Consider the following 20,614-nt stretch of genomic DNA (forward strand, 5'->3'; position numbering starts at 1 on the left):
CCGCGCCGGTCTTCGCGTTCGTCCCCTCTTCCTCGCGCGCCGCGCCCGGCTGGAACCGCTCCATGCTCAAACAACTCTTGGCCACCAAACACCCCCATGCCAGCCACGAGGACGCCGGCGGGCTGGGCCTGCAACGCGCGCTCGGCCCCTGGGGCCTGACCGCGCTGGGCATCGGCGCGGTGATCGGCGGCGGCATCTTCGTCATCACCGGGCAGGCCGCGGCCAACCATGCTGGGCCGGCGATCATGCTCTCGTTCGTGCTGGCGGCGGTGTGCTGCGCGTTCTGCGCGCTGGCCTACGCCGAGTTCGCGGCGATGGTGCCGGTCTCCGGCAGCGCCTACACCTATACCTACGCCACCTTCGGCGAACTGGCCGCCTGGTTCATCGGCTGGATGCTGGTGCTGGAATACGGCGTGTCGGCCTCGGCGGTGGCGGTGAGCTGGACCGGCTATTTCCTCAGCCTGCTCGACCACTTCGACATCCATCTGCCGGCGGCCCTGGTCAACGCACCGCTGGACGGCAAGCTGCAGCCCACCGGCGCGATCGCCAACCTGCCCGCGGCCGGCATCGTGCTGCTGCTGACCTGGCTGTGCTACGTCGGCATCCGCAAGTCCTCGGCGATGAACATGGCGATGGTGGTGCTGAAGAGCGGCCTGATCGTGCTGGTCATCGCCGCCGGCTGGAAATACGTGGACCCGGCCAACTGGCACCCGTTCATCCCCGCCAACGAAGGCCCGGGCAAGTACGGCATGGACGGCGTGCTGCGTGGCGCGGCGATGGTGTTCTTCGCCTACATCGGCTTCGAGGCGGTGTCGGTGGCGGCGCAGGAATCGCACCGGCCGCAGCGCGACCTGCCGATCGGCATGATCCTGTCGCTGGTGATCTGCACCGTGCTGTACATCGCCATGGCCGCGGTGATGACCGGGCTGGTGCCGTTCGCGCAACTGGGCACCGACGAGCCGGTGGTGACCGCGGTCGCGGCGCATCCGCAACTGGGCTGGCTGCGTGTGGTGGTGGAGGTCGGCGCGCTGATCGGCCTGTCGTCGGTGGTGCTGGTGATGATCATCGGCCAGCCGCGCATCTTCATGATCATCGCCCGCGACGGCCTGCTGCCGCCGGTGTTCACCAAGATCCACCCGACCTACCGCACCCCGCACGTCAACACGGTGATCACCGGCATCGGCATCGCCCTGCTGGCGGCGCTGTTCCCGCTGGACGTGCTCGGCGAACTGACCTCGATGGGCACCCTGATCGCCTTCGCCGCGGTCTGCGCCGGCGTGCTGATCCTGCGCCGCACCCAGCCGGACCTGCCGCGGCCGTTCCGCATCCCGTTCGCCTGGCCGATCTGCATCGCCGGCGTGCTCAGCTGCCTGGCGCTGCTGTCGGCGATGACCGCGCACAACTGGATGCTGATGGCCGGCTGGACGGTGATCGGCCTGGCGATCTACTTCGGCTACGGCTACCGCCACAGCCGCCTGCGCGGCAGCCAAGGCTGAGCGCCATAAGCCCCTCTCCCTCCGGGAGAGGGGGTTGGGGTGAGGGTCCGGAGTGCGCAGCGCTGCACCCATCTGGCAACACGAGGCTGCGCCCGGACCCTCATCCGCCCCTGCGGGGCACCTTCTCCCGACGGGAGAAGGGAGAAGCCAAGCCCCTCTCCCTCCGGGAGAGGGGTTGGGGTGAGGGTCCGGAGTGCGCAGCGCTGCACCCATCTGGCAACACGTGGCTTCGCCCGGACCCTCATCCGCCCCTGCGGGGCACCTTCTCCCGACGGGAGAAGGGAGAAGCCAAGCCCCTCTCCCTCCGGGAGAGGGGTTGGGGTGAGGGTCCGACCGCTCGTGACACGTCTGGAGACAGGTGGGCGTGAGGCTACGGCATGAGGAGATGCGGTTGGATCCAGCCACCTGTCATCCCAATCCAACCCCCAAGCCCTACACTACGCGCATGAACGCATTGCCCTACGATTCCGAGCGCCTGCGCACGCTGGCGCACCTGCTGATCGACAACATCCGCGAGCTCTCGCAGGCCGGCTGGACGCCTGCCACCAGCAGCAACTTCTCGCACCGGCTGGACGATCGCCATGCGGCGATTACCGTCTCCGGCCGCGATAAGGGGCGGCTGGTCGAGGACGACATCATGGTGGTGGACTTCGACGGCCAGGCCGTCGGCCGTCCGCTGCGCCCGTCCGCCGAGACCCTGCTGCACACCCAGCTGTACCGGCGCTTCCCCGAGGTCGGCTGCATCCTGCATACGCATTCGCCGGTGCAGACCATCGCCTCGCGCCTGTATGCGCCGCAGGGCCATATCCGCCTGGAAGGCTACGAGCTGCTGAAGGCGCTGCATGGCAACCAGACCCACGAGACCGCCGTGGACCTGCCGGTGTTCGCCAATACCCAGGACATGACCGTGCTGGCGGCGCAGGTCGACGCCCTGCTCGATCGCACGCCGCTGTGGGGCTACCTCATCGATGGCCACGGCCTGTACGCCTGGGGCCGCGACATGGCCGAGGCGCGCCGCCACCTGGAGGCCTTCGAGTTCCTGCTGCACTGCGAGCTGGAGCTGCGCAAGCTGCGCGCCGCCGGCTGAGCCGCCGCGGCGCGACAGCGTTCCAGCGCCGCAACGGCCGCCGGCCGCGCACCTGCTACCCTTTTCGTCCCCCTGCCGCTTTCGCCCGCCGCCATGAGCCGACTCCGCATCTTCGCCGACACCACTCCCGACGCGCCGCTGTTCGACAGCCGCGATGGCGACGCGATCGCCGCCGAACTGCGCAAGATCGGCGTCACCTTCGAGCGCTGGCAGGCCAACCAGCCGATCGAGGCCGGCGCCTCGCCGGAAGCGGTGATGGCCGCCTACAAGGCCGACATCGACCGCCTGGTCGCCGCCAACGGCTTCAAGACCGTGGACGTGGTCAGCATCGCCCCCGACAACCCGCAGCGCGAGGAGATGCGCAAGAAGTTCCTCGACGAGCACTTCCACAAGGAAGACGAGGTGCGCTTCTTCGTCGCCGGTTCCGGCCTGTTCACCCTGCACGTGGACGGCAAGGTCTACGAGATCGAGTGCGTGCAGAACGACCTGATCGCCGTGCCCGACGGCACCCACCATTGGTTCGACATGGGCCCGGAGCCGCGCTTCGTCGCGATCCGCTTCTTCACCGAGCCGGACGGCTGGGTCGGCCACTTCACCGGCACCGACATCGCCCAGCGCTTCCCGCGCTACGAGGCGAAGCTGCGCGGCGAGGCGCACTGAGCGATGACCGATCCGCGCGTCGTTCTCACCGACATCGAAGGCACCACCAGCAGCATCTCCTTCGTCAAGGACGTGCTGTTCCCGTATGCGCGCCGCGCCCTGCCCGGCTTCGTGCGCGAGCACGGCCAGCAACCGCAGGTGCGGCAGTGGCTGGACGCGGTCGCCAGCGAATGCGGCGGCATCTGCACCGATGCGGTGATCGTGGAGACCCTGCAGGGCTGGATCGACCAGGACCGCAAGCACACCGCGCTGAAGGCACTGCAGGGCATGATCTGGGAAGCCGGCTACCGCGATGCCGACTTCACCGCGCACATCTATCCCGATGCCGCGCCGGCGCTGCGCCGCTGGCATGAGCAGGGCCGCGCGCTGTACGTGTACTCGTCCGGCTCGGTGCCGGCGCAGAAGCTGTTCTTCGGCCACAGCGACGCGGGCGACCTGCGCGGGCTGTTCTCCGGCTGGTTCGATACCGAGATCGGCGGCAAGCGCGAGCAGCCCAGCTACGCGCGCATCGCCGAGGCGATCGGCGTGGCGCCGGCGCAGATCGTGTTCCTGTCCGACGTGGTCGCCGAACTGGATGCGGCCCGCGCGGCCGGCTTGGACACGGTGCTGATCGACCGCCGCGACGATTACCCGCAACCGCGCCAGGGCGAGGCCTGCAACGGCCACCGCCGCGCGGAGAGCTTCGCCGACCTGGGCTTCTGAGAACACGCATGCGCCGGCCTGTCGCTGCCCTGGTGGCCATCCTGGCGGCGTGGCAGTGCCCGCTCGCCGTGCTGCGACGCCGCTTGCTGCCGGCCGCGCTGCTGGCGCTGGCCCTGCCCGCCTGCCATTCCGATGCCGGCGCCATGCCGGCCGGCGCGGCCGACACCGCGCAGGACGAGGCGGCGCAGGACGAGGCGGCACCGGATCCGGTCGACCAGGCGCAACTGCGCCAGGCGCTGGGATCGCTGCAGGCGCAGCGCCCAGGCATTCCCGACCTGTACGTGGTCGGCTTCGCCGGCGACGCCAGCGAGGACGTGTTCCGCAACGAAGTGCTGTACCTGCGGCAGATGTTCACGCAGCGCTTCGGCGCCGCTGGCCGCATCGCCACCCTGATCAACCACGGCGACAACCTGGGCGCGCACGCCTACGCGCCGCAGGCGTCCTACGACAACCTGGCCGATACGCTGGACCGCGTCGGCAAGCTGATGGATCCGCGCGAGGATGCGCTGCTGCTGTTCCTGACCAGCCACGGCACCGACAAGCACGAGCTGTACCTGCAGTTCGGCCCCGGCGAGGATGCCGAGTACGACACCATCACACCGCAGGAACTGCGCCGCCTGCTCGACGACGCCGGCATCCGCAACCGCATCATCGTGATCTCGGCCTGCTACTCCGGCGGCTTCGTGCCGGCGCTGAAGACCGCCGACACCCTGGTGATCACCGCCGCACGCCGCGACCGGCCCTCGTTCGGCTGCGGCAACACCGCCAGCGCCACCTATTTCGGCCGTGCCTGGCTGATCGACGCACTGGCGCGCACCACCGACATGATCGAAAGCTACAGCCTGGCCAGCGCCGAGATCAGCGCACGCGAACAGACCGAAGGCGAAGCGCCGTCGTATCCGCAGCTGTACGTGGGTGCGCGCATCGGCACATGGCTGCAGCACTGGCGCGCGCAGTTGCCGAACGCCGCCGCACCGCCCTATCCGTATCCGGAACCCGATGCGGACGACGCAGCGACTGCGGCCGATGCCGAACCGGACCACGCGCCTGGGACCACGCAAGCCACTGCTCCCTCGACGCCCGCCAGACAGGCGCGACCGCCATCGACTGCCGCTCCCACGCAGTGAGCCGCCCTGCTCCGTCGAGCAGCGCACGTACAACCCCGTCGGGGGCGCTCCAGCGCTGGGCCCGCACGGGGCCTGGAGCAGGAGTCCGCAGCGATCCCATAGATGAGAGTGATTCGCGTTCGACCGACGATCGCGCGCGGCCGCTACACTGCGCCCCGCAGCAAGCCCGCCAGCCTTTCGCCAGCCAGCTGCGCACCGATCCGCCCGCCCGCCAGCCTTCGCTCGCCAGCCAGGATCCTCTCGTTTCATCGGCCTCCTTCATGGAGGTTTTTTTGTTTCATGCCGATGCCACACCGGCAGTGCACCGGGCCGCGCCGCAGCGGCGGTCCACACCAGACTCGGCAGGCGGTGAAACCGACTTTCTCGATCAAGGCTACACAGGCGAAGGCCCGGCCGAAGAGGCGCAGATGGAAACAACTTCCATGTCATTGAGCAAGCAACTTGCCGCGCTTCTCCTTTGCCTATTTGGCTGGAGGAGTGCGCTCGCCGCGCCTTCAGTCTGCCCCATTCGACAGAATCAGCCACTTCGCTCCATCGATGCATTCGATGGAGAACCACAGGATCTCGCAATGCTTGAACCCGACATAGCGAAGGAACGAGACGGCCATTGGGTTCTCGGCTACATCTACGACGAGGGCCGCTTCGTTACCATGCGCTGCAAATACGCGGACAAGCAAACGCGGGATGTAAAGCTGGCGAACCGTGTGGAGCAATGCCGCTATTCAATCAATGCAAGGAATGTTCTTCGCGTAACCTGCAAATGAAAGTTGGCACAGCGATCGGGCCCAGCACATGCGGGCGCTGGACGAAGTAGCACCGGCTGTTGTCGTTGGCGATGAAGCCGATGCGCCGATCGGCGCTTGCATTGGCGAATGGGCTGGCGTTTGCCGGGTCCGGCGTGCCAAGAATCTAGATCGCGACTGAACTGGCGTCACCGGGACACGACGCCAGCGTCGTAACCGTGGCGATTCAGGGCGACGCGTCCTGCAACCGGTAGCTGGTGCTGGCGCGCTGCTCGCCGCGCCAGCGATCGAAGGCGCGGACCTCGATCTGGTGGGCGCCAACGCTCAGGTCGGTAGGCAGGACGCCGCGCCACAGGTGTTCCGACGGCGTGGCTTCCGGCGAACGATCGTAACCACGCAACGCGTCGGCGGCATCGTCGCGCGCGTTCTCCGCGAGCAGGTCCGGATCCGGCTGCCGGACGTGCCGCATCGGCTTCCAGGGGCCGCCATCGAGACGGTACTCCACACGCGTGTCGTCCTCGCCCATGAACACGTTCGCGTACACCCCCCACGCCGGGTAGGCACCGCGGCGCAGCACCTTGGGCGCATGCAACTGCAGCTGCGGATCGCCGGCGGCGCGCGCGGCGTGATAGGCGAGCGCATAGTCGCCGCCGCGCTTCACGGTCAGCACGGCATAGCCATTGGGCGTGCCGTCGGACATCGTCGTCACCGGCACGCCATCGGCGCCCTTGACGCCGGACCAATAGGCGCCACAAGCGGCGCCGACGTTGTACTCGTGCAGCGGGCTCGCGCCCTGCCAGCCGTCGGTGGCGGTGTAGTACATGTGTCGCTGGGTATGGCTGTGCGCGGTGAGCACCAGCACGTGCGGGAAGTCCTTCAGCAGCGCGAACAGCCGCGCACGGTCGGCATGGCGGAAGGACTCCTTGCCGGGGACCGCGTCGAACAGGTGGATATGCATCCCCAGCACCAGCAGCCGATCCTTGGGAACGCTCGCCAGGTAGGTCTGCAGGAACGCGAACTGATCCTCGCGCAAGCCGCCGATGTAGTCGGGCTGGCGCTGCGGCTGATAGATCACGTCGTCGAGGAACACGAAGCTGGCGCCCCCATCCTCCACCGCGTAGGTATCCGGACCGTAGATTGCGCGCCAGCTGGCCAACGACCCCAGGTCGTCGGCCGCGTCGAAATTCAGGTCGTGGTTGCCGGGCACGTGGAACCACGGCACGCCCAGCTTGACGGTTTCGGCGTTCAGCGCGGGAAACAGCGACAAGTCGTCGCTGACCAGGTCGCCCAGCGTGGTGCCCAGGCGCGCCTGGGTCTTGCCGACCAGCGGGGCGACGATCGCGCGGGCGTAGTAGCCGACGTCGGTCATCGAGGCGGTCTGGCTGTCGGCGAAGACCAGCACCTCGGTGCTGTCGGCCTTGGGCTGCGCGCGCAGCGCGAAATCCCAGTGCTCGGTGGCGCCGGTCGTCGGCGCGATCCCCGGATACTTGAGCCTGGGCGAGCCGGCGGGCGCGTAGTGGCGCCAATAGGCAGGCAGACCGTTGCCTGCGCTGGCGAAGGTGTAGCCGTCGGGCTTGATCACGAAGACCGTGCGTCCCGGCTCCACTTGCAGGGAGTAGCGCCCCTGCGCATCAGTGCGCACGATGTGCACGCCATCGGAGACCTGTACGCCGGCGATGCCGGGCTCGCCATCGCCACGTCCAGCATGGCCATCGCGCTCCTGGTAGACGCTGCCGCTGATCGTCGCCGGCTGCGCCAGCACGGGAAGCGCGACGGTCAACAGGCAGGTGAGCACGACGGCACGCAGCAACATGGTCAATCCTGGGAGCAAGCCAAACCGCCATTGTAGCCACTGATCACGGAACGACGGTGACCGCGACCGGGCGATTCGGCGCACAGCCAGCGGGCCGACGACGTCCTGCACAGCCACGCCCAACTGTTGGGCGAACGCAGGCGATCAACGGAGCCGCAGCCCGGCGCTCAAGGCGGTGGGACGCCCGCGGTCCGCTCAGGCGTCCACCCGAAGACATGCTGCCCTGCCCTGACCGGCTACGCGGGCGATCATGTTCCCGGCGACACCGTCAGGCAGCTCGCCACGCGTCAGGCCATGGCCTGTCCGCTGCCAGCGCGAAGCCGGCGTTGCGTTCCTGCGCATGGTGGCGCAGACGTGTGCGCAGCGCAGCAGGGATCGCAACGTCCGCCTTGCCGGCGTGCAATCGGGACGCAGCGGGATTCAGCTTCCGGCGGAGATGGTCGGGCAGATCGCGCAGTTGCTTCGTTGCCATGCGACGCACCGCCTCGCGTGCCTGCCGGGCATCGAAGCTCACCGGCGCTTCCTGGTCGATGCCCAGCCAGCCGCAAAGATCGCGAAACCCCGCCTGCGGCGACGCGTACATGTCCTCGTAGGTCAGCACCCGCAACCGCTCCCTGGGAAAGAAGCTGCGCCAGCGCGACAGTGGCCCGGTGACGTCCAGCAGGTTGAGGTAGTGCAGCCCGAAAGGGAAATACGTGTTCGCGAAACGTGCTTCGCTCGTGCGGAACACGGCTGCCTCGGGATTCGTGTCAGCTTCGTTGCCCGTCCGCAGATACAGCGCATACAGGCTGAGCAGCATGTCGGCCGGGCTTCGCAGCAGCAGCACGATCCGCGCGTCCGGATGCGCTCTGGCGATCCGTGCCGGCGCCTCATGGCTGTAGAAGTACCAGACCGACGCTTCGGCGCGATAGCGCTGGTCGCCCGCAGCAGCGAACAGCCGCTGGTAGTCCGCGGGATCGGAGACGGTGTGCGGCTGTGCGGGCAGGTCCGCGGCGTAGAAGTGCGGTTCCTTCAGCACGGTCGCGTAGACGTCCGGATGCTGCTTGAGCGCGGCGAACAACGAGGTGGTACCGCACCTCGGCGCACCGATGACGAACAGGTTGGGCGCCTTCACCACGGGAAAACCGCCTTGTCCTTGTAGAACTTGCCGGTCTCGCCGCCGCCATCGGCCAGCCACAGGATGGTCTCGGCCCCCTGCTCCGGCGAGCGCGGCGCGGCGATGCCGCCGAGCTTGGTCCTGACCCAGCCCGGGGTCATGCAATTGACGCGGATGCCGCGGTCGGCGAGCTCCATGGCCAGCGCCTGGGTCAGCACATTCAATGCCGACTTCGAGCTGCGGTACGCCAGGTTGTTGCCTTCGATCTTGGTCGAACTGCCGTGCCCACTGGAGACATTGATGATCTGCGCCTGCGGCCGCAACTGCATCAGGGGCAGGACCAACTGGATCAGCCGCCACGGGCCGAAGAAGTTGACGTCGAACGTCGCCCGCGCCTGCGCCTCGGCTTCCGTACTGGGCGTATCGCGCACGCCGACGGAGACGCCGGCATTGTTCACGAGCACGTCGACATGCCCATGGGCTTTTGCAATGACGTCGACCGCCGCAACCATCGACGCTTCGGAACAGACGTCCAGCTGGATCGGCGTCACCCCGCTCAGCTGGCGGCGCTCGACCACGGCCATGCCATCGGCCAGATTCCGGCACCCCATGTACACCTGCATGCCACGCTCGGCGAGGCCTTCGCACGTTGCCAGCCCGATCCCGCGATTGCCGCCACTGATGAGGGCGACGCGATCGCCGCTGCGCGTCTGCGTCATTGCACACCTGCCCGGTATTCCGGAAAGCGATTGAACAGGAACGCCTCCTTGCGCGCGACGAAATCGCGCAAGCGATCGTCGAAGTAATCGCGTGCGTGCGGGCGCGCCCGCGCTTCGTGGGCCTGATCCGGCATGATCCGGTCGTGCTGTCGGACGCACCTGGACAGGGCCGCATCCGCACCCAGCCGTTCGAGATAATCGGCGAGGTCGTCGTTGAGCGTCTCGGTGCGCAGGAACTCCACCGGATACTCATGCGCCCGCAGATGGCCCCGGTCCAGGTCCTGGTCGACGATGCCGGCGAACACGCGCTTCGGGTCCCGGCAGAAGAAGCGGATGAATTGCTCGGTATGCCATCCGATCGCACGTTCGGCCGGCAGCTTCGGCGTGTCGTAGCCGCTGGGCATGCCGCGATGCACATTGACGAAGAAACGATTGGCGATCGCGACGAACTCCCCGAAACCGACCTGGGGATACGCCGGGAACTCCTGCTGGATCCGCGCAGGATCGCAGTATTCCTGCGGATGGGTCTTCCACCAGCCATAGTGGTACTGCGAGACGTAGCGGTCGAACGGCGAGCGCATGACCGAGAGGATCGGCTTGCCCCGGTCCGCATCCGGGATCTCGTCGCAGGTACCGTGCTTGCGCCCGATCTCGACGGCCCGCGGGCCGTACGCACGTCGCAGCATCTCGGTGATGAACGTTCCGCCCGTCTTGGGCATATGGATGAAAACGAAATCCGGCGTGATCAGCATCGTGGTCAGGCTCTCAGCGGCCCGGCCTTTCCGGTGAGCTTGCGGCGCAGTCCGGCGCCCAGATAACGGCCGCAGTAGTCGCCGTAGAGAATGCCTTCGTCGGTCAGGCGCAGCCGCTCGTCCTCGAGCGTGACCAGGCCCTGCCGCTGCAGGTGCGCAAGGTCCTCGGCGAGCGTCGTGTCCAGCTGCACGCCGTGCCTGTCGCGGTAGGCGTCGAGATCGATCGCGGTCGTCTTCAACCCCATCACCAGGTCGCGCAGCATCTGGTCGGCGCTGCTGATCTCCAGCACCCGCTGCGTCGGGATCGCACCGCGCTCGACGCGGTCCAGATAGGAATCGATCTCGGTGACGTTCTGCCGGCTGCGGCCACCCACGGTGCCGAACGCCGATGCGCCGAAGCCATATAGGTCTTCGCCGCGCCAGCGGCTGATGATGTGCCGTTGCGGATACTTCCCTTCGCGGGTGAAGGTGAAATAGGTGGACGGCAGATAGCCCGCCTCGCGCAGCCGCGAAAGTCCCCAGCGCGCAAACGCCATTTCCTGGTCCGGACCGGGCAGCGTGAGCGTGCCCTGGCGGACGTCGTTCATGTAGTGCGCGTTGGAGTACAACTCCATCTTGTAGACGGTGACCGCATGCACGCCGAGGGAGATGGCGCGGTTGATCGAATGCTGCCAGCTGCCCATCACCTCGCCTTCGAGCCCGGACAGCAGGTCCACATTGACCACGGCACCGGTCTTCAGCGCACGCTCGATCGCCCGCGAGTTCTTCTCGTCGGTATCGTGGCGACCGGTCAGGGCGACCACGCGGTCGTCGAAGGACTGGATGCCGAAGCTGATCCGGTTGACGCCCAGGTCCGCCAACCCATCGATCATGCGGTTGTTCAACGTGATCGGCTCGATCTCGAAGACGAACTCCGGCGCATCGAGCACGAAGCACTCCTCGATCTTGCGCTTGATGCGGCGCAACTGCTCGGGCTGGATCACGCTCGGCGTGCCGCCGCCGAAGTAGATCGACTTCACCGTGCGTCCGCGCAACCTGTGCGCATCGGCGACCAGTTCGATCTCGCGGCACAGCGCATCGACATAGCGCTCGCGGACCGCGTGCGAGGAGTCGGACAGGATCTCGATCTTGAAGAAGCAGTAGCGACAGCGCTGCAGGCAGAACGGAATATGGAAGTACAGATGCAGCGGCTGTTCGGCCAGGAGATCGGCGTCGCCGGCCGACTTCCAGTAGCGCTGAGGCGGCCACGCCACCACAAAGCCATCGCGGTTGGGCAGTTCGTTGCGATAGTCCGGCGGCAGCGACAGGGGCGGACCACGCGCGTCGTCGACCAGCGCGATCGTGAGCTCGGTCATTGCGCCGCCTCGGCCGTGCGCGCCGGCAGGCGCATGAGCACGAGCGAGGCCACGCTGTCCAGCGACCTGAACGTGTCCGACTCCAGATCTTCGTCCAGGATGCGGATCGGGAAGCGGCGCTCCAGATGGTTGATGAACTCCGCCATGCTGATCGAATCCAGCGCAAGCCCGTCTTCCAGGAACGACGCCCCATCCGGGATCTGCTCGTAGCGCACATTGAGATCCAGGTCCTCGGCGATCAGCCGCTTCAAGGTATCGACGATCTGGGGCTTATCCATGGCAGTAGTCCTTGATGATGGTCTTCCGGTCGGGCTTTCCGCTGCCCAGACAAGGCAGATCCGAAACGAGCGTGTAGTGATCCGGCCTGGCGAAGGCCGGCAGCGTGATCGACGCATGCTGCTTGAGCACGTCGACGGTCAGCGTGGGGTTGGCAGGCTTGACCACGGCCGCGATCGCCTTGCCCGCCGTGGTGTCTTCGTCGAGCACGATCGCCACGGCCTGCGCGACGTCGGGCCACGCCATCATGGTGCTCTCCAGATCGGCCAGGATCAGCAGCTTGCCCGCGCGGTTCAGGCTGAGATCGGCGCGGCCGCGGATGCAGAAGCCGCCACTGTCATCGAAGGCCGCGATGTCGCGCGTGTCCCAGACGGCGGGAAACGCCGTCAGTTCGCCTTGATGGGCCAGATGCGTGGCAGCGTGCGGATGGGTCACCAGGAGATTGCCCTGTCCGGCGCTGGCGTCTGCGATGCAGGCGGACACGCCCTCGAGCGGACGCAACGCCCCGGGCGCATTGGGCGCGGAAATCGCGACCACACCCAGTTCGGAACTTCCGTAGAGGTCGAAAACGCGATGGAAGACCTGCTGCGCCTGCGCGTGCAGTACCGGCGGCGTCGCGTCGCCGGCAAGCACCAGGCCGCGACAGCCGACGACCGGGGCGTTCTTGCGCTGCAGCAGCATGCGCAACAGATGCGGGGTGGAAAAGACCCAGGTCGGCCTTGCGGCGCGCAGCGCATCGTTGAAGCCCAGCAGATTGGCCTTGGGCAGCAGATGGATCTGTGCGCCGGCCAGCAATGCCGGCAGCAGCGCCGCGCCGAGACCATACATGTGATGCAGGGGAACGGTGATCAATACCCGATCGTCGGCGCCGAGTTGCAACCGGCGCAGCACCATGGCGCTGGTCGCCAGCAGATCGTCGTATGCGTGCCAGATCACCTTGGGCGCCCCCACCGTGCCCGAGGACAGCACCGCCAAGCCCGCGGGCCACTGTGCATGCCCTGCCGGTGGAGGGACGATCTGCAGCGGCGACGGCGCAGCGCCACCTTCGACCGACGCACCGACATGCACATCGTACAGCGGCGGTGGCGCCGCGTTGCCTGCACACAGCAGCAGCGCATGCCCATCGACAATGGCGGCCAGCAGTTGCGACAGCATCTCCAGATCGCCAACGCCCAGCAGCGCCGCCCGCGTGTACCCGCGCTTGGCCTTCCAGCGCTCGCGCCCGCTGTGCAGCAGGTCCTGCAGCGTCGCCCGCGCTCCATTCAGGTGCACCACGCTGCCGCTGGCGGCGAGCATGCCGCGCCAGTCGTGCGCAGGCGCGTCGGCGCGCTCGATCGGCGTCATCATGCGCGCTCCAGCGATTCGTTGTTGAGGATTTCGCTGACCTCGACGCAGTCGACGCCGTTGAGTTTCATCGCGTAGCGCCGCGAGAGCGCCCAGGTCGATGCGGTGCGGAGACTGCGAGGTGCGGGCACGGCCAGCGTCTCCAGGTCGGTCTTTTCGAGGAGACCACGATCGTGCGGATCGAACAGCTTGCCGATTCCCACGCTGCCGTCGAGCAGCTTCTGCCGCTGCTGCGCGTCGACGCAGGACAGGCGGATCGACGACTCGGCGACCAGGAGGATGTTGCGTGGATCGCGCACGTAAAGACGCGAACGGCGGCGCAGGAGCTCGCCTTCGTTCGCCCGCGCTTCGATATGCTGATCGAGGACCTGGACCTCGACGGGCGATCCGGCGAGCGCCTCCAGAAAGAAGGTGGTGGAGCCGCGCAAGGCCAGATAATCGTTGAGCCGTTGCGAAGGGACCGCGTCGGCCCACACTCCATCTGCATACGCGTCCGCAGGGGGCGCGTCCGGAAAGGCGGTCCAGGAGGCCAGCAGGTGCGAGGTCATATCCGTCCTTGAAACATGCTGCCGGCCGCAACCATACGGCTGTCAGATGCACAACCAATAATTGTGCATTTCCTTATGCTGTAGGGGCTCTGTGGCCCGAGTATATTCAGAAGAATTTGCGAAATTCAACGCACCTTTCATCCGCGACACGAAAATGTAGACAAGTGATGGCGTCGATGCGGGCGCGGCAGTGCGCGGGTTCTCACCGCGTTCGCGGCGCAAGCACGGTCTCGACCGATGCGGAAAATACCCATGCGGTGTCTCGGCACGGCTGCGCGTTGGGATCGTAGCCGCCCACGTACAGCATTCCTGGTTCGAACGGCGAGGCCGCGAAGCTGCGTGCGGCAAAAAGCGGCGTGGACGGCGCCAGATCCGCAGATTCGATCCGCGCGAGCGTATGCCGTTGCCCGTCCGGATCGCGGATCAGATACCAGGCGTCGCGGGCCCAGCCGTCGGGCGGATGGACGTCGTCGCGGGCACTGTCGCTGGCGCCAACGCCTGCGAGCAGCAACGTCTGTCCGCTGGCGGGATCGCGCACCGGAGTGAAGTCGTCGTAGGCGACCACGCCAAAGGCCGGGCGCTTTCCCCAGTGCGCGCCCAGAAACTCGAGGACATCCAGTTCGAGGGTCTCCCTGAAGTCATCCTGCGGATCGATCCGGACGATGCGGCAACGGTCGCCTTCCAACGCCGCCAGCAACACCTGTCCCGATCCCGAGGGATGCGGCACGCCCATGAGCCCGCGATATCCGCAGCTCGGAAAGATCAGCGGTTCGGCGATCGTGTGCACGCTCTCCCATCGCGGCACAGGGCCGTCGATGCGCCGATAGAGGTGCGGCCTGATGCTGCAGTACAGGACCCCATCGCATTCGGTGAAGGCCATGGCACGGCGCCGGTAGCCGCTTAGCTCGGCCTGTGGGTCCCAGCGGATCTTGCCTGGCGCGTCCGGATCGTAGCTGCCGCTGAAGATGCCGAGCGGCAAGGTGCCGACGAAGACGCGCTCCTGCCCGGTCACCGTGTCGCGGTGGACGAAGAAGCTGCGCGCGGCGGTCAGGCCCGACCCGCTCCCCAGGTGCGTGCGCGCCCACGTCCCTGTGTCGTCGTCGAGGCAATCGATAGACACGGCGCCCTTGTTGTTGGACGGCCCGGCGAGCAGCAGCGAGACGGGCGCATCGAGCGTTCTCCCGCGTTCGTCCTGGGTAAACGCCACCGACCTGAGCGTTGCCCGCCAGTAGTCGCGGTCGTAGGCGTGCACCTGGCGCCATTCGCCGTCGGCCCGATCCAGCATGGCGACCTGGGCGCCGACCGGAGGGTCGCCTGGCAGGTAGCGGTTGTGGGAATAGGACAACAGGGAAAACAGCTTTCCTCGATGCGGCACCAGATGCAGCACTTCGGTGCCACCGAGCAGGTGGCCGTCGCCGTCGCGCATCCCGGCTTGGAAGACGCGCCGGAACGGGGCCGGCATCGTGGCGATGGATGCGTGCATGCAGGTCTCCCTCAGCCGAAGAAGGCGTCCAAGGTCTCGATGGAGGCGGCCTGGCGGGCGTGCGCATAGAGGATGCCCTTGAACGCTGCCTGCTGATCGCGCTCCACGCGCAGCTGCTCCGGTGTCCATCGACGAATGCGCGCGCCCATGCCCTGGATGTCGCGATCGGCATGGCTTTCCAGATACTCGAGCACGTTCGGCGTCGGCGAATAGCCGCGACTGAGGAACTGGGCAATGCGGAAGGTCATCCGGTAACTCGCCGCCAGCACGTGCGGATGGGCGATGATGCGGAGGGATTTTTCGCGCAGATCCTGAATGCCGCACCGCAGAGGATCGCGCAGCACGTGGTTTGCGCAATCGTAATAGAACGCATTGACCGAGAAATCGCGCATCAGCGCGTCTTCGACCAGATCCGAACGCGCGACGAACGTCGTCGTCCACATGTCGCTGCCCTGGATATCGCGCCAACTGCGCAGGATGTTGAGATCGACCGCGCCTGAGGCGGGGTCGCCCCAGCGCACCACGCCGAAGCGGTCGTTGCGCATGCGCACCGCAGCCTCCGCATCGGGATAGGCGTCGCACAGCAGGCGCAGCGCCTCGTCCACGCCGCACTCCAGCGCCAGGTCGATGTCCTTGCCCGGCAGACCCGCCAGCCAGTCGCGTGGCGCACCTCCGACAACGAAGACACGCTTGCCGGCACGGCCTAACACGGCGACAAGATCGCGCACGCGTACGTCGTATCGGGCATCCCGATACACCGGTTGATCGAGTGCTGCTTCCACCAGGCCAGGCGCAAGCGCGGCATCGCCGATGTCCATGTCGCGAGCTCCCTGGTCCTGACGACCGATCGTCACCGCTGCGTCCTGCGCATGCTTCACCGCCATGCTCAGGATCTGACGCCGACACCTCTGCCGAGCAACGTCAGCGCGAAAGCGCCCAAGCCTATAATGAACATCAGCATGACCACAAGCGAGGTGCCGACACTCGCTGCGGTGTCCGCACCCAGCACGCCATAGCGGAACGCGCTGATCATGTGCATCAGTGGATTGCTGCGCGCAATGCTCTGCCAGGGCTCGCCCAGCAGGCCGATCGGGTAGAACACACCGCCAAGATAGGACAGCGGGGTCAGCACGTAGGTGGACACATGCGCCGTGTCGTAGAAGTTCTTCGCGTAGATCGCGACGATGACACCGACCAGCGAAAAGATCGTGGCCGCCAGAAGCGCCGAAAGAAAGACGATGAACGGGTGCGCGACCTGCAGCGCGGTCATCGGCAAGGCGATCAACAACACCAGCCCACCGACGAGCAGGCCGCGCACCACCGCCGCGGCCACATAGCCCAGCAGGATGGTCCAGTCGTGCATGGGCGATACCAGCAGCTCCTCGATCGCGCGATTGAAACGGATGAAATAGAACGCGTTCGATGCGTTTGCGTAGCTGTTGTTGATGACGCACATCATCACCAGGCCCGGCGCGATGAAGTGCAGGTAGCTGACGCCGTCGACGGTTCCGACCCGGGTTCCGATCAACTTGCCGAAGATCAGTACGTACAGCACCATCATCGTCAGCGGCGGAACCAGCGTCTGCACCCACATGCGGAACATGTGCGCGATTTCGCGCCGAACGAGGGCCTGCAGCGCGATCAGGCTGTGCGAGGCCTTCATGCCCCACCGGATCGCATCTGCAGATGACGCCAGGATTCCTCCAGGAGGGATGCCGGCATGTCAGCTCCCCTGGCGCCACGCATTGGCGCGTGCGGTGATCCGCACCACGAGGACTTTCTTGAACACGCTGTAGTCCAGCCAGGTCTGCCCGGGCACCGCCGCCAACGCCTGCTTGAGCTCAAGATAGCGCTGCCGCTCTTGCGGAAATGCACGCAGGAAATCGCGGAAATTGCGGATGTCGGTGAATCGGGGATTGTCGGCGGCACAGGTATGGACCACGAACGCGCGATCGCCGGCCTGCCCGATGCGCCAATGCCAGGAGAATCCTGCATCGATCGGGCTTTCGCCATATGCCTGATAGCCGAGTTCCGACAATATGCCGGACTGCCGTTCGGCCGACAGCGATGCACCGCGTGCCATCGCGATGTCCAGGATGTTTTTGCTCGGCAGGTCCGGGATCGCCGTGCTGCCGATATGCTCGACACCCAGCACATCCTCTCCGGCGAACGCGTCCAGCAGCCGATCCTTTTCCTCTTCGAATGCGCGCGGCCAGCTTGGGTCGTAATGGCTCTGCATGTCCAGCGTCAACGCCGGCGGGCGCACGCGCGCGTAGCGGCGCACAAGGTGTTCGACCGTCTCCGCGCCCAACTCGCCGGGCTGCACCTGCGCCTTGAGTCGCCTGATGACGCGCGCCAGTTGCAGGGCGCCCCCGAGATCCCGGGTGTCGGGGCTCATGGGCCTACACCGGCGGACCGCGCAGGAAGCGCAGTGCCCGCAGCGAGGCGTGATGCATCCAGCCGACTTCCCATTGCATCTCCATTGCACGCCAGTTGATCGCCGCGAACGCGGTTCGTGGCCTGAACATCCGCGTGGTTGCTGCCATCTTGGCAGCGCATTCGCGCGTGTCCGCATGCTTATCAAAGGCATGCGGGTTGTCAAGCGACATCAGACCGGCAAGGCGGCTGCGATGTGGACAAGATGGGCGACGCCCGACGCGGCGTCGCCTGGACTACCGGTGCCGCGCTTCCAGCACCGCCACCGCGTCGGCCAGGCCCAGGCCGCGCGCGCGCAGCAGCACGGTCAGGTGGTAGAGCAGATCGGCGGATTCGCCGAGCAGTTCGTCGTCGCCCTGGACGACGCCGGCCAGCGCGGTCTCCACGCCCTCCTCGCCCACCTTCTGCGCGATGCGCCGCGTGCCTTTCTCGAACAGCTGCGTAGTGTAGCTGCCGGCCGGCCGCTCGCGTTCGCGCTGCGCGACCAGGCGGTCGAGCGCGCCCAGGAACTGGCCCGGCGCCTGCGGGAAGCAGCTGTCGCGGCCGAGGTGACAGGTCGGCCCACGCGGATGCGCCAGCACCAGCAAGGTGTCGCGATCGCAATCGGTGTCGATCGCCACTACGTCCAGCACGTTGCCGGAGCTTTCGCCCTTGGTCCACAGCCGCTGCTTGCTACGGCTGTAGAAGGTGACCTGGCCGCTGCGGCGCGTGGCCGCCAGCGCCTCCTGGTTCATATAGCCCAGCATCAGCACGCGCAACGTGGCGGCATCCTGCACCACCACCGGCAGCAGGCCATCGCCCTTGCCCCAGTCCAGCGCCGCGTCGGCGGCGTCCGCATCGTGGGAATGTTCATGCGCCATCGCGCACCTCGATCTGTCGTTGGCGCAGGAAGCGCTTGAGTTCGGGAATGGGGATCGCGCCGCTGTGGAAGACGCTGGCGGCCAGCGCGCCGTCGACGTCGGCACGCTCGAACACGTCGGCGAAGTGCTGCATCTCGCCCGCGCCGCCGGAGGCCACCAGCGGCACCTTGCACAGGGCGCGCACCTCGTGCAATTGCGCGATGTCGTAGCCGCGGCGCACGCCGTCGTTGTCCATGCAGTTGAGCACGATCTCGCCGGCGCCCAGGCGCTGCGCCTCCACCACCCAGTCCAGGGTGCGCACGCGCAGCGCCTGGGTCTTGCTGGGGTCGCCGGTGAAGCGGCGCACGCGCCACTGGCCGTCGTCCTCGCGGATCGAATCGATGCCGACCACCACACACTGCACGCCGAACGCCTCGGCCAGCTCGGCGATCAGCGCCGGCCGCTCCAGTGCCGGCGAATTGATCGAGATCTTGTCGGCGCCGGCGTGCAGCACCGCGCGCGCAGTGGCGACGTCGCGGATGCCGCCGGCCACGCAGAACGGGATATCCAGCAACCGCGCCACCTTCTCGACCCAGGCGTAGTCCACCGAGCGTCCTTCCGGGCTGGCGCCGATGTCGTAGAACACCAGTTCGTCGGCGCCCTGGTCGCGGTAGCGCAACGCCAGTTCGGCGATGTCGCCCATGTCCACGTGGTCGCGGAACTTGACGCCCTTGACCACGCGCCCTTCGCGCACGTCCAGGCACGGGATGATGCGCCGGCTCAGCATGCCAGCGCCTCGTCCAGGCGCAGCCGCCCTTCCAGCAAGGCCTTGCCGAGCACCGCGCCGGCGCAGCCGGCCTCGCGCGCGCCGCGCACGTCGGCGGCGTCGCGGATGCCGCCGGAGGCCTGCACCGCCAGCGTCGGCGCGAGCTGCCGCAGGTGCGCGTACAGCGCCAGGTTCGGCCCGGACAGCATGCCGTCGCGGGCGATGTCGGTGCACAGCAGATGCACCAGCCCGGCCGCGGCGTACTCGCCGGCCAGCGTATCCAGGCTCAGCGACGAGGTCTCGGTCCAGCCGTGCACCGGTAGGCGCCAGACGCCGTGCGCGTCCTGGCGGCTGTCCAGCGCCACGGTAATGCGCTCGGGACCGAACTCGGCCAGCCATTCCAGCACCGATTCGCGATCGCGCACCGCCAGGGAGCCGATCACCACGCGGCTGGCGCCGGCCTCGAGCAGGCGCTGCACGTCGGCACGCGAGCGCACGCCGCCGCCGGTCTGCACCTGCAGCCCGGTCTCGCTGCGGATCCGCTGCAGCAGCGGTGCCAGGGTGTAGCCGCCGGCGCGGGCCGCGTCCAGGTCGACCAGGTGCATCCACTGCGCGCCGGCCTCGGCAAAGGCCTGCGCGCGGCGCAGCGGATCGTCGCCGTAGTGGGTCTCGCGGGCGTAGTCGCCCTGCGCCAGCCGCACCACGCGGCCGTCGCGGATGTCCAGCGCGGGATAGACGACGAAGCTCATGGGAAATCGGTCTCGAGGAAGTTGCGCAGGATGCGCGCGCCGGTGTCGGCCGAGCGCTCGGGATGGAATTGCGCGCCGCAGCGGCGACCATGCTGCACCACCGCGGTGAACAGGCCGCCATGATCGCAGGCGGCAACAGTGTCGCCTGTGACCGGTGCGGCATAGCCGTGCACGAAGTAGGCGCTGGCACCGTCCGGCACACCCGCCAGCAGCGACGACGGCCGCAGCGGCAACAGCCGGTTCCAGCCCATGTGCGGCACGCGGATGCCCAGCGCCGGCGGCATGCGCCGGACCACGCCGGTCAACAGGCCCAGGCAGTCGACATCGCCCTCCTCCGAGCGCTCGAACAGCAATTGCATGCCCAGGCAGATGCCGATCAGCGGCACCTGTAGCGCGCGCAACGGCTCGATCAGGCCTTGCTCGCGCAGCCGCGCCATCGCGTGCGGCGCGGCGCCGACACCCGGCAATATCACCCGGTCCGCGCCTTGCAATCCGGCGGCGTCGCGCACCAGCCGGGCTTCCACGCCGAGGCGTTCGAGCGCATAGCGCACCGAACCGAGGTTGGCGCCGCCGGCATCGATCAGGGCGACATCGCTCATCGCACGCTCCCTGCGAAACCCGCG

The 20,614-nt window shown here is 67.5% G+C and carries 23 protein-coding genes; 6 read left to right on the forward strand and 17 right to left on the reverse strand.

The genetic code is table 11. The features are described 5' to 3' along the window. Nucleotides 1-62 precede the first annotated feature (62 nt). The 6 genes from AC1PK7_RS11745 (at nt 63) to AC1PK7_RS11770 (ending at nt 5,836) form a co-directional block, all read left to right on the forward strand. Nucleotides 63-1,496, forward strand: coding sequence for an amino acid permease (locus AC1PK7_RS11745; RefSeq protein ID WP_019802501.1), 1,434 nt, complete (start codon nt 63-65; stop codon nt 1,494-1,496). 445 nt (nt 1,497-1,941) lie between these two features. Continuing rightward, nucleotides 1,942-2,583 carry a methylthioribulose 1-phosphate dehydratase gene (locus AC1PK7_RS11750; protein WP_017912143.1) on the forward strand — a complete coding sequence of 214 codons (642 nt, stop codon included), beginning with the start codon at nt 1,942-1,944 and terminating at the stop codon, nt 2,581-2,583. 93 nt (nt 2,584-2,676) lie between these two features. Beyond that, nucleotides 2,677-3,243, forward strand: a complete 567-nt coding sequence (locus AC1PK7_RS11755; RefSeq protein WP_420009957.1) for a 1,2-dihydroxy-3-keto-5-methylthiopentene dioxygenase — start codon at nt 2,677-2,679, stop codon at nt 3,241-3,243. 3 nt (nt 3,244-3,246) lie between these two features. Next, nucleotides 3,247-3,945 carry an acireductone synthase gene (mtnC, locus tag AC1PK7_RS11760; RefSeq protein ID WP_481098247.1) on the forward strand — a complete coding sequence of 233 codons (699 nt, stop codon included), beginning with the start codon at nt 3,247-3,249 and terminating at the stop codon, nt 3,943-3,945. A gap of 8 nt (nt 3,946-3,953) precedes the next feature. Next, entirely contained in the window at nt 3,954-5,072 is a 1,119-nt protein-coding gene (locus AC1PK7_RS11765; protein ID WP_481098248.1) for a C13 family peptidase, read from the forward strand. 260 nt (nt 5,073-5,332) lie between these two features. Then, complete coding sequence (locus AC1PK7_RS11770) at nt 5,333-5,836, forward strand: STY0301 family protein (protein ID WP_481098249.1); 504 nt, start codon at nt 5,333-5,335, stop codon at nt 5,834-5,836. A 205-nt stretch (nt 5,837-6,041) separates the two neighbouring features. On the opposite strand, the gene AC1PK7_RS11775 is transcribed toward AC1PK7_RS11770, so the two are convergent. The 17 genes from AC1PK7_RS11775 to hisH all read right to left on the reverse strand — a co-directional run bounded on the left by AC1PK7_RS11775 (nt 6,042) and on the right by hisH (nt 20,590). Continuing rightward, nucleotides 6,042-7,628 carry a calcineurin-like phosphoesterase C-terminal domain-containing protein gene (locus AC1PK7_RS11775; RefSeq protein ID WP_481098250.1) on the reverse strand — a complete coding sequence of 529 codons (1,587 nt, stop codon included), beginning with the start codon at nt 7,626-7,628 and terminating at the stop codon, nt 6,042-6,044. Nucleotides 7,629-7,896: 268 nt separating this feature from the next. Continuing rightward, nucleotides 7,897-8,745, reverse strand: coding sequence for a sulfotransferase family protein (locus tag AC1PK7_RS11780; RefSeq protein ID WP_481098251.1), 849 nt, complete (start codon nt 8,743-8,745; stop codon nt 7,897-7,899). Then, nucleotides 8,739-9,443 (reverse strand): SDR family NAD(P)-dependent oxidoreductase, encoded by a 705-nt coding sequence (locus AC1PK7_RS11785; RefSeq protein ID WP_481098252.1) that lies wholly within the window; start codon nt 9,441-9,443, stop codon nt 8,739-8,741. Before AC1PK7_RS11785 ends, AC1PK7_RS11780 begins: the two co-directional genes overlap by 7 nt. Further along, on the reverse strand, nt 9,440-10,195 hold the full coding sequence (locus tag AC1PK7_RS11790) for a hypothetical protein (protein ID WP_481098253.1): 756 nt from the start codon (nt 10,193-10,195) through the stop codon (nt 9,440-9,442). The genes AC1PK7_RS11785 and AC1PK7_RS11790 overlap by 4 nt, the downstream gene beginning before the upstream one ends. A 5-nt stretch (nt 10,196-10,200) precedes the next feature. Continuing rightward, on the reverse strand, nt 10,201-11,550 hold the full coding sequence (locus AC1PK7_RS11795) for a coproporphyrinogen-III oxidase family protein (protein WP_481098254.1): 1,350 nt from the start codon (nt 11,548-11,550) through the stop codon (nt 10,201-10,203). Beyond that, the gene (locus AC1PK7_RS11800; protein WP_010340779.1) at nt 11,547-11,828 is read right to left on the reverse strand and encodes an acyl carrier protein; all 282 of its coding nucleotides are present in this window, start codon (nt 11,826-11,828) and stop codon (nt 11,547-11,549) included. Before AC1PK7_RS11800 ends, AC1PK7_RS11795 begins: the two co-directional genes overlap by 4 nt. Next, nucleotides 11,821-13,173 carry an AMP-binding protein gene (locus tag AC1PK7_RS11805; protein ID WP_481098255.1) on the reverse strand — a complete coding sequence of 451 codons (1,353 nt, stop codon included), beginning with the start codon at nt 13,171-13,173 and terminating at the stop codon, nt 11,821-11,823. Before AC1PK7_RS11805 ends, AC1PK7_RS11800 begins: the two co-directional genes overlap by 8 nt. Continuing rightward, nucleotides 13,170-13,718 carry a hypothetical protein gene (locus AC1PK7_RS11810; protein ID WP_481098256.1) on the reverse strand — a complete coding sequence of 183 codons (549 nt, stop codon included), beginning with the start codon at nt 13,716-13,718 and terminating at the stop codon, nt 13,170-13,172. The genes AC1PK7_RS11805 and AC1PK7_RS11810 overlap by 4 nt, the downstream gene beginning before the upstream one ends. Before the next feature lie 202 nt (nt 13,719-13,920). Then, nucleotides 13,921-15,201, reverse strand: a complete 1,281-nt coding sequence (locus tag AC1PK7_RS11815) for a hypothetical protein (protein ID WP_481098257.1) — start codon at nt 15,199-15,201, stop codon at nt 13,921-13,923. A gap of 11 nt (nt 15,202-15,212) precedes the next feature. Beyond that, nucleotides 15,213-16,085, reverse strand: a complete 873-nt coding sequence (locus tag AC1PK7_RS11820) for a nucleotidyltransferase family protein (RefSeq protein WP_481098258.1) — start codon at nt 16,083-16,085, stop codon at nt 15,213-15,215. A gap of 2 nt (nt 16,086-16,087) precedes the next feature. After that, a complete protein-coding gene (locus AC1PK7_RS11825) occupies nt 16,088-16,864 on the reverse strand; it encodes an ABC transporter permease (RefSeq protein ID WP_481098259.1) in 777 nt (258 codons plus the stop codon). 60 nt (nt 16,865-16,924) lie between these two features. Continuing rightward, nucleotides 16,925-17,599, reverse strand: coding sequence for a GrpB family protein (locus tag AC1PK7_RS11830; RefSeq protein WP_481098260.1), 675 nt, complete (start codon nt 17,597-17,599; stop codon nt 16,925-16,927). Nucleotides 17,600-17,603: 4 nt separating this feature from the next. Further along, nucleotides 17,604-17,810, reverse strand: a complete 207-nt coding sequence (locus tag AC1PK7_RS11835; RefSeq protein WP_481098261.1) for a hypothetical protein — start codon at nt 17,808-17,810, stop codon at nt 17,604-17,606. A 63-nt stretch (nt 17,811-17,873) separates the two neighbouring features. After that, a complete protein-coding gene (gene hisIE / locus AC1PK7_RS11840) occupies nt 17,874-18,497 on the reverse strand; it encodes a bifunctional phosphoribosyl-AMP cyclohydrolase/phosphoribosyl-ATP diphosphatase HisIE (RefSeq protein WP_481098262.1) in 624 nt (207 codons plus the stop codon). Next, entirely contained in the window at nt 18,487-19,263 is a 777-nt protein-coding gene (hisF, locus tag AC1PK7_RS11845) for an imidazole glycerol phosphate synthase subunit HisF (RefSeq protein ID WP_010340771.1), read from the reverse strand. Before hisF ends, hisIE begins: the two co-directional genes overlap by 11 nt. Beyond that, nucleotides 19,257-19,991 carry a 1-(5-phosphoribosyl)-5-[(5-phosphoribosylamino)methylideneamino]imidazole-4-carboxamide isomerase gene (gene hisA, locus AC1PK7_RS11850; protein WP_010340770.1) on the reverse strand — a complete coding sequence of 245 codons (735 nt, stop codon included), beginning with the start codon at nt 19,989-19,991 and terminating at the stop codon, nt 19,257-19,259. The genes hisF and hisA overlap by 7 nt, the downstream gene beginning before the upstream one ends. Continuing rightward, complete coding sequence (gene hisH / locus AC1PK7_RS11855; protein WP_209246616.1) at nt 19,988-20,590, reverse strand: imidazole glycerol phosphate synthase subunit HisH; 603 nt, start codon at nt 20,588-20,590, stop codon at nt 19,988-19,990. The genes hisA and hisH overlap by 4 nt, the downstream gene beginning before the upstream one ends. Nucleotides 20,591-20,614 lie beyond the last annotated feature (24 nt).

Source organism: Xanthomonas sp. NCPPB 3174, from assembly GCF_056725205.1.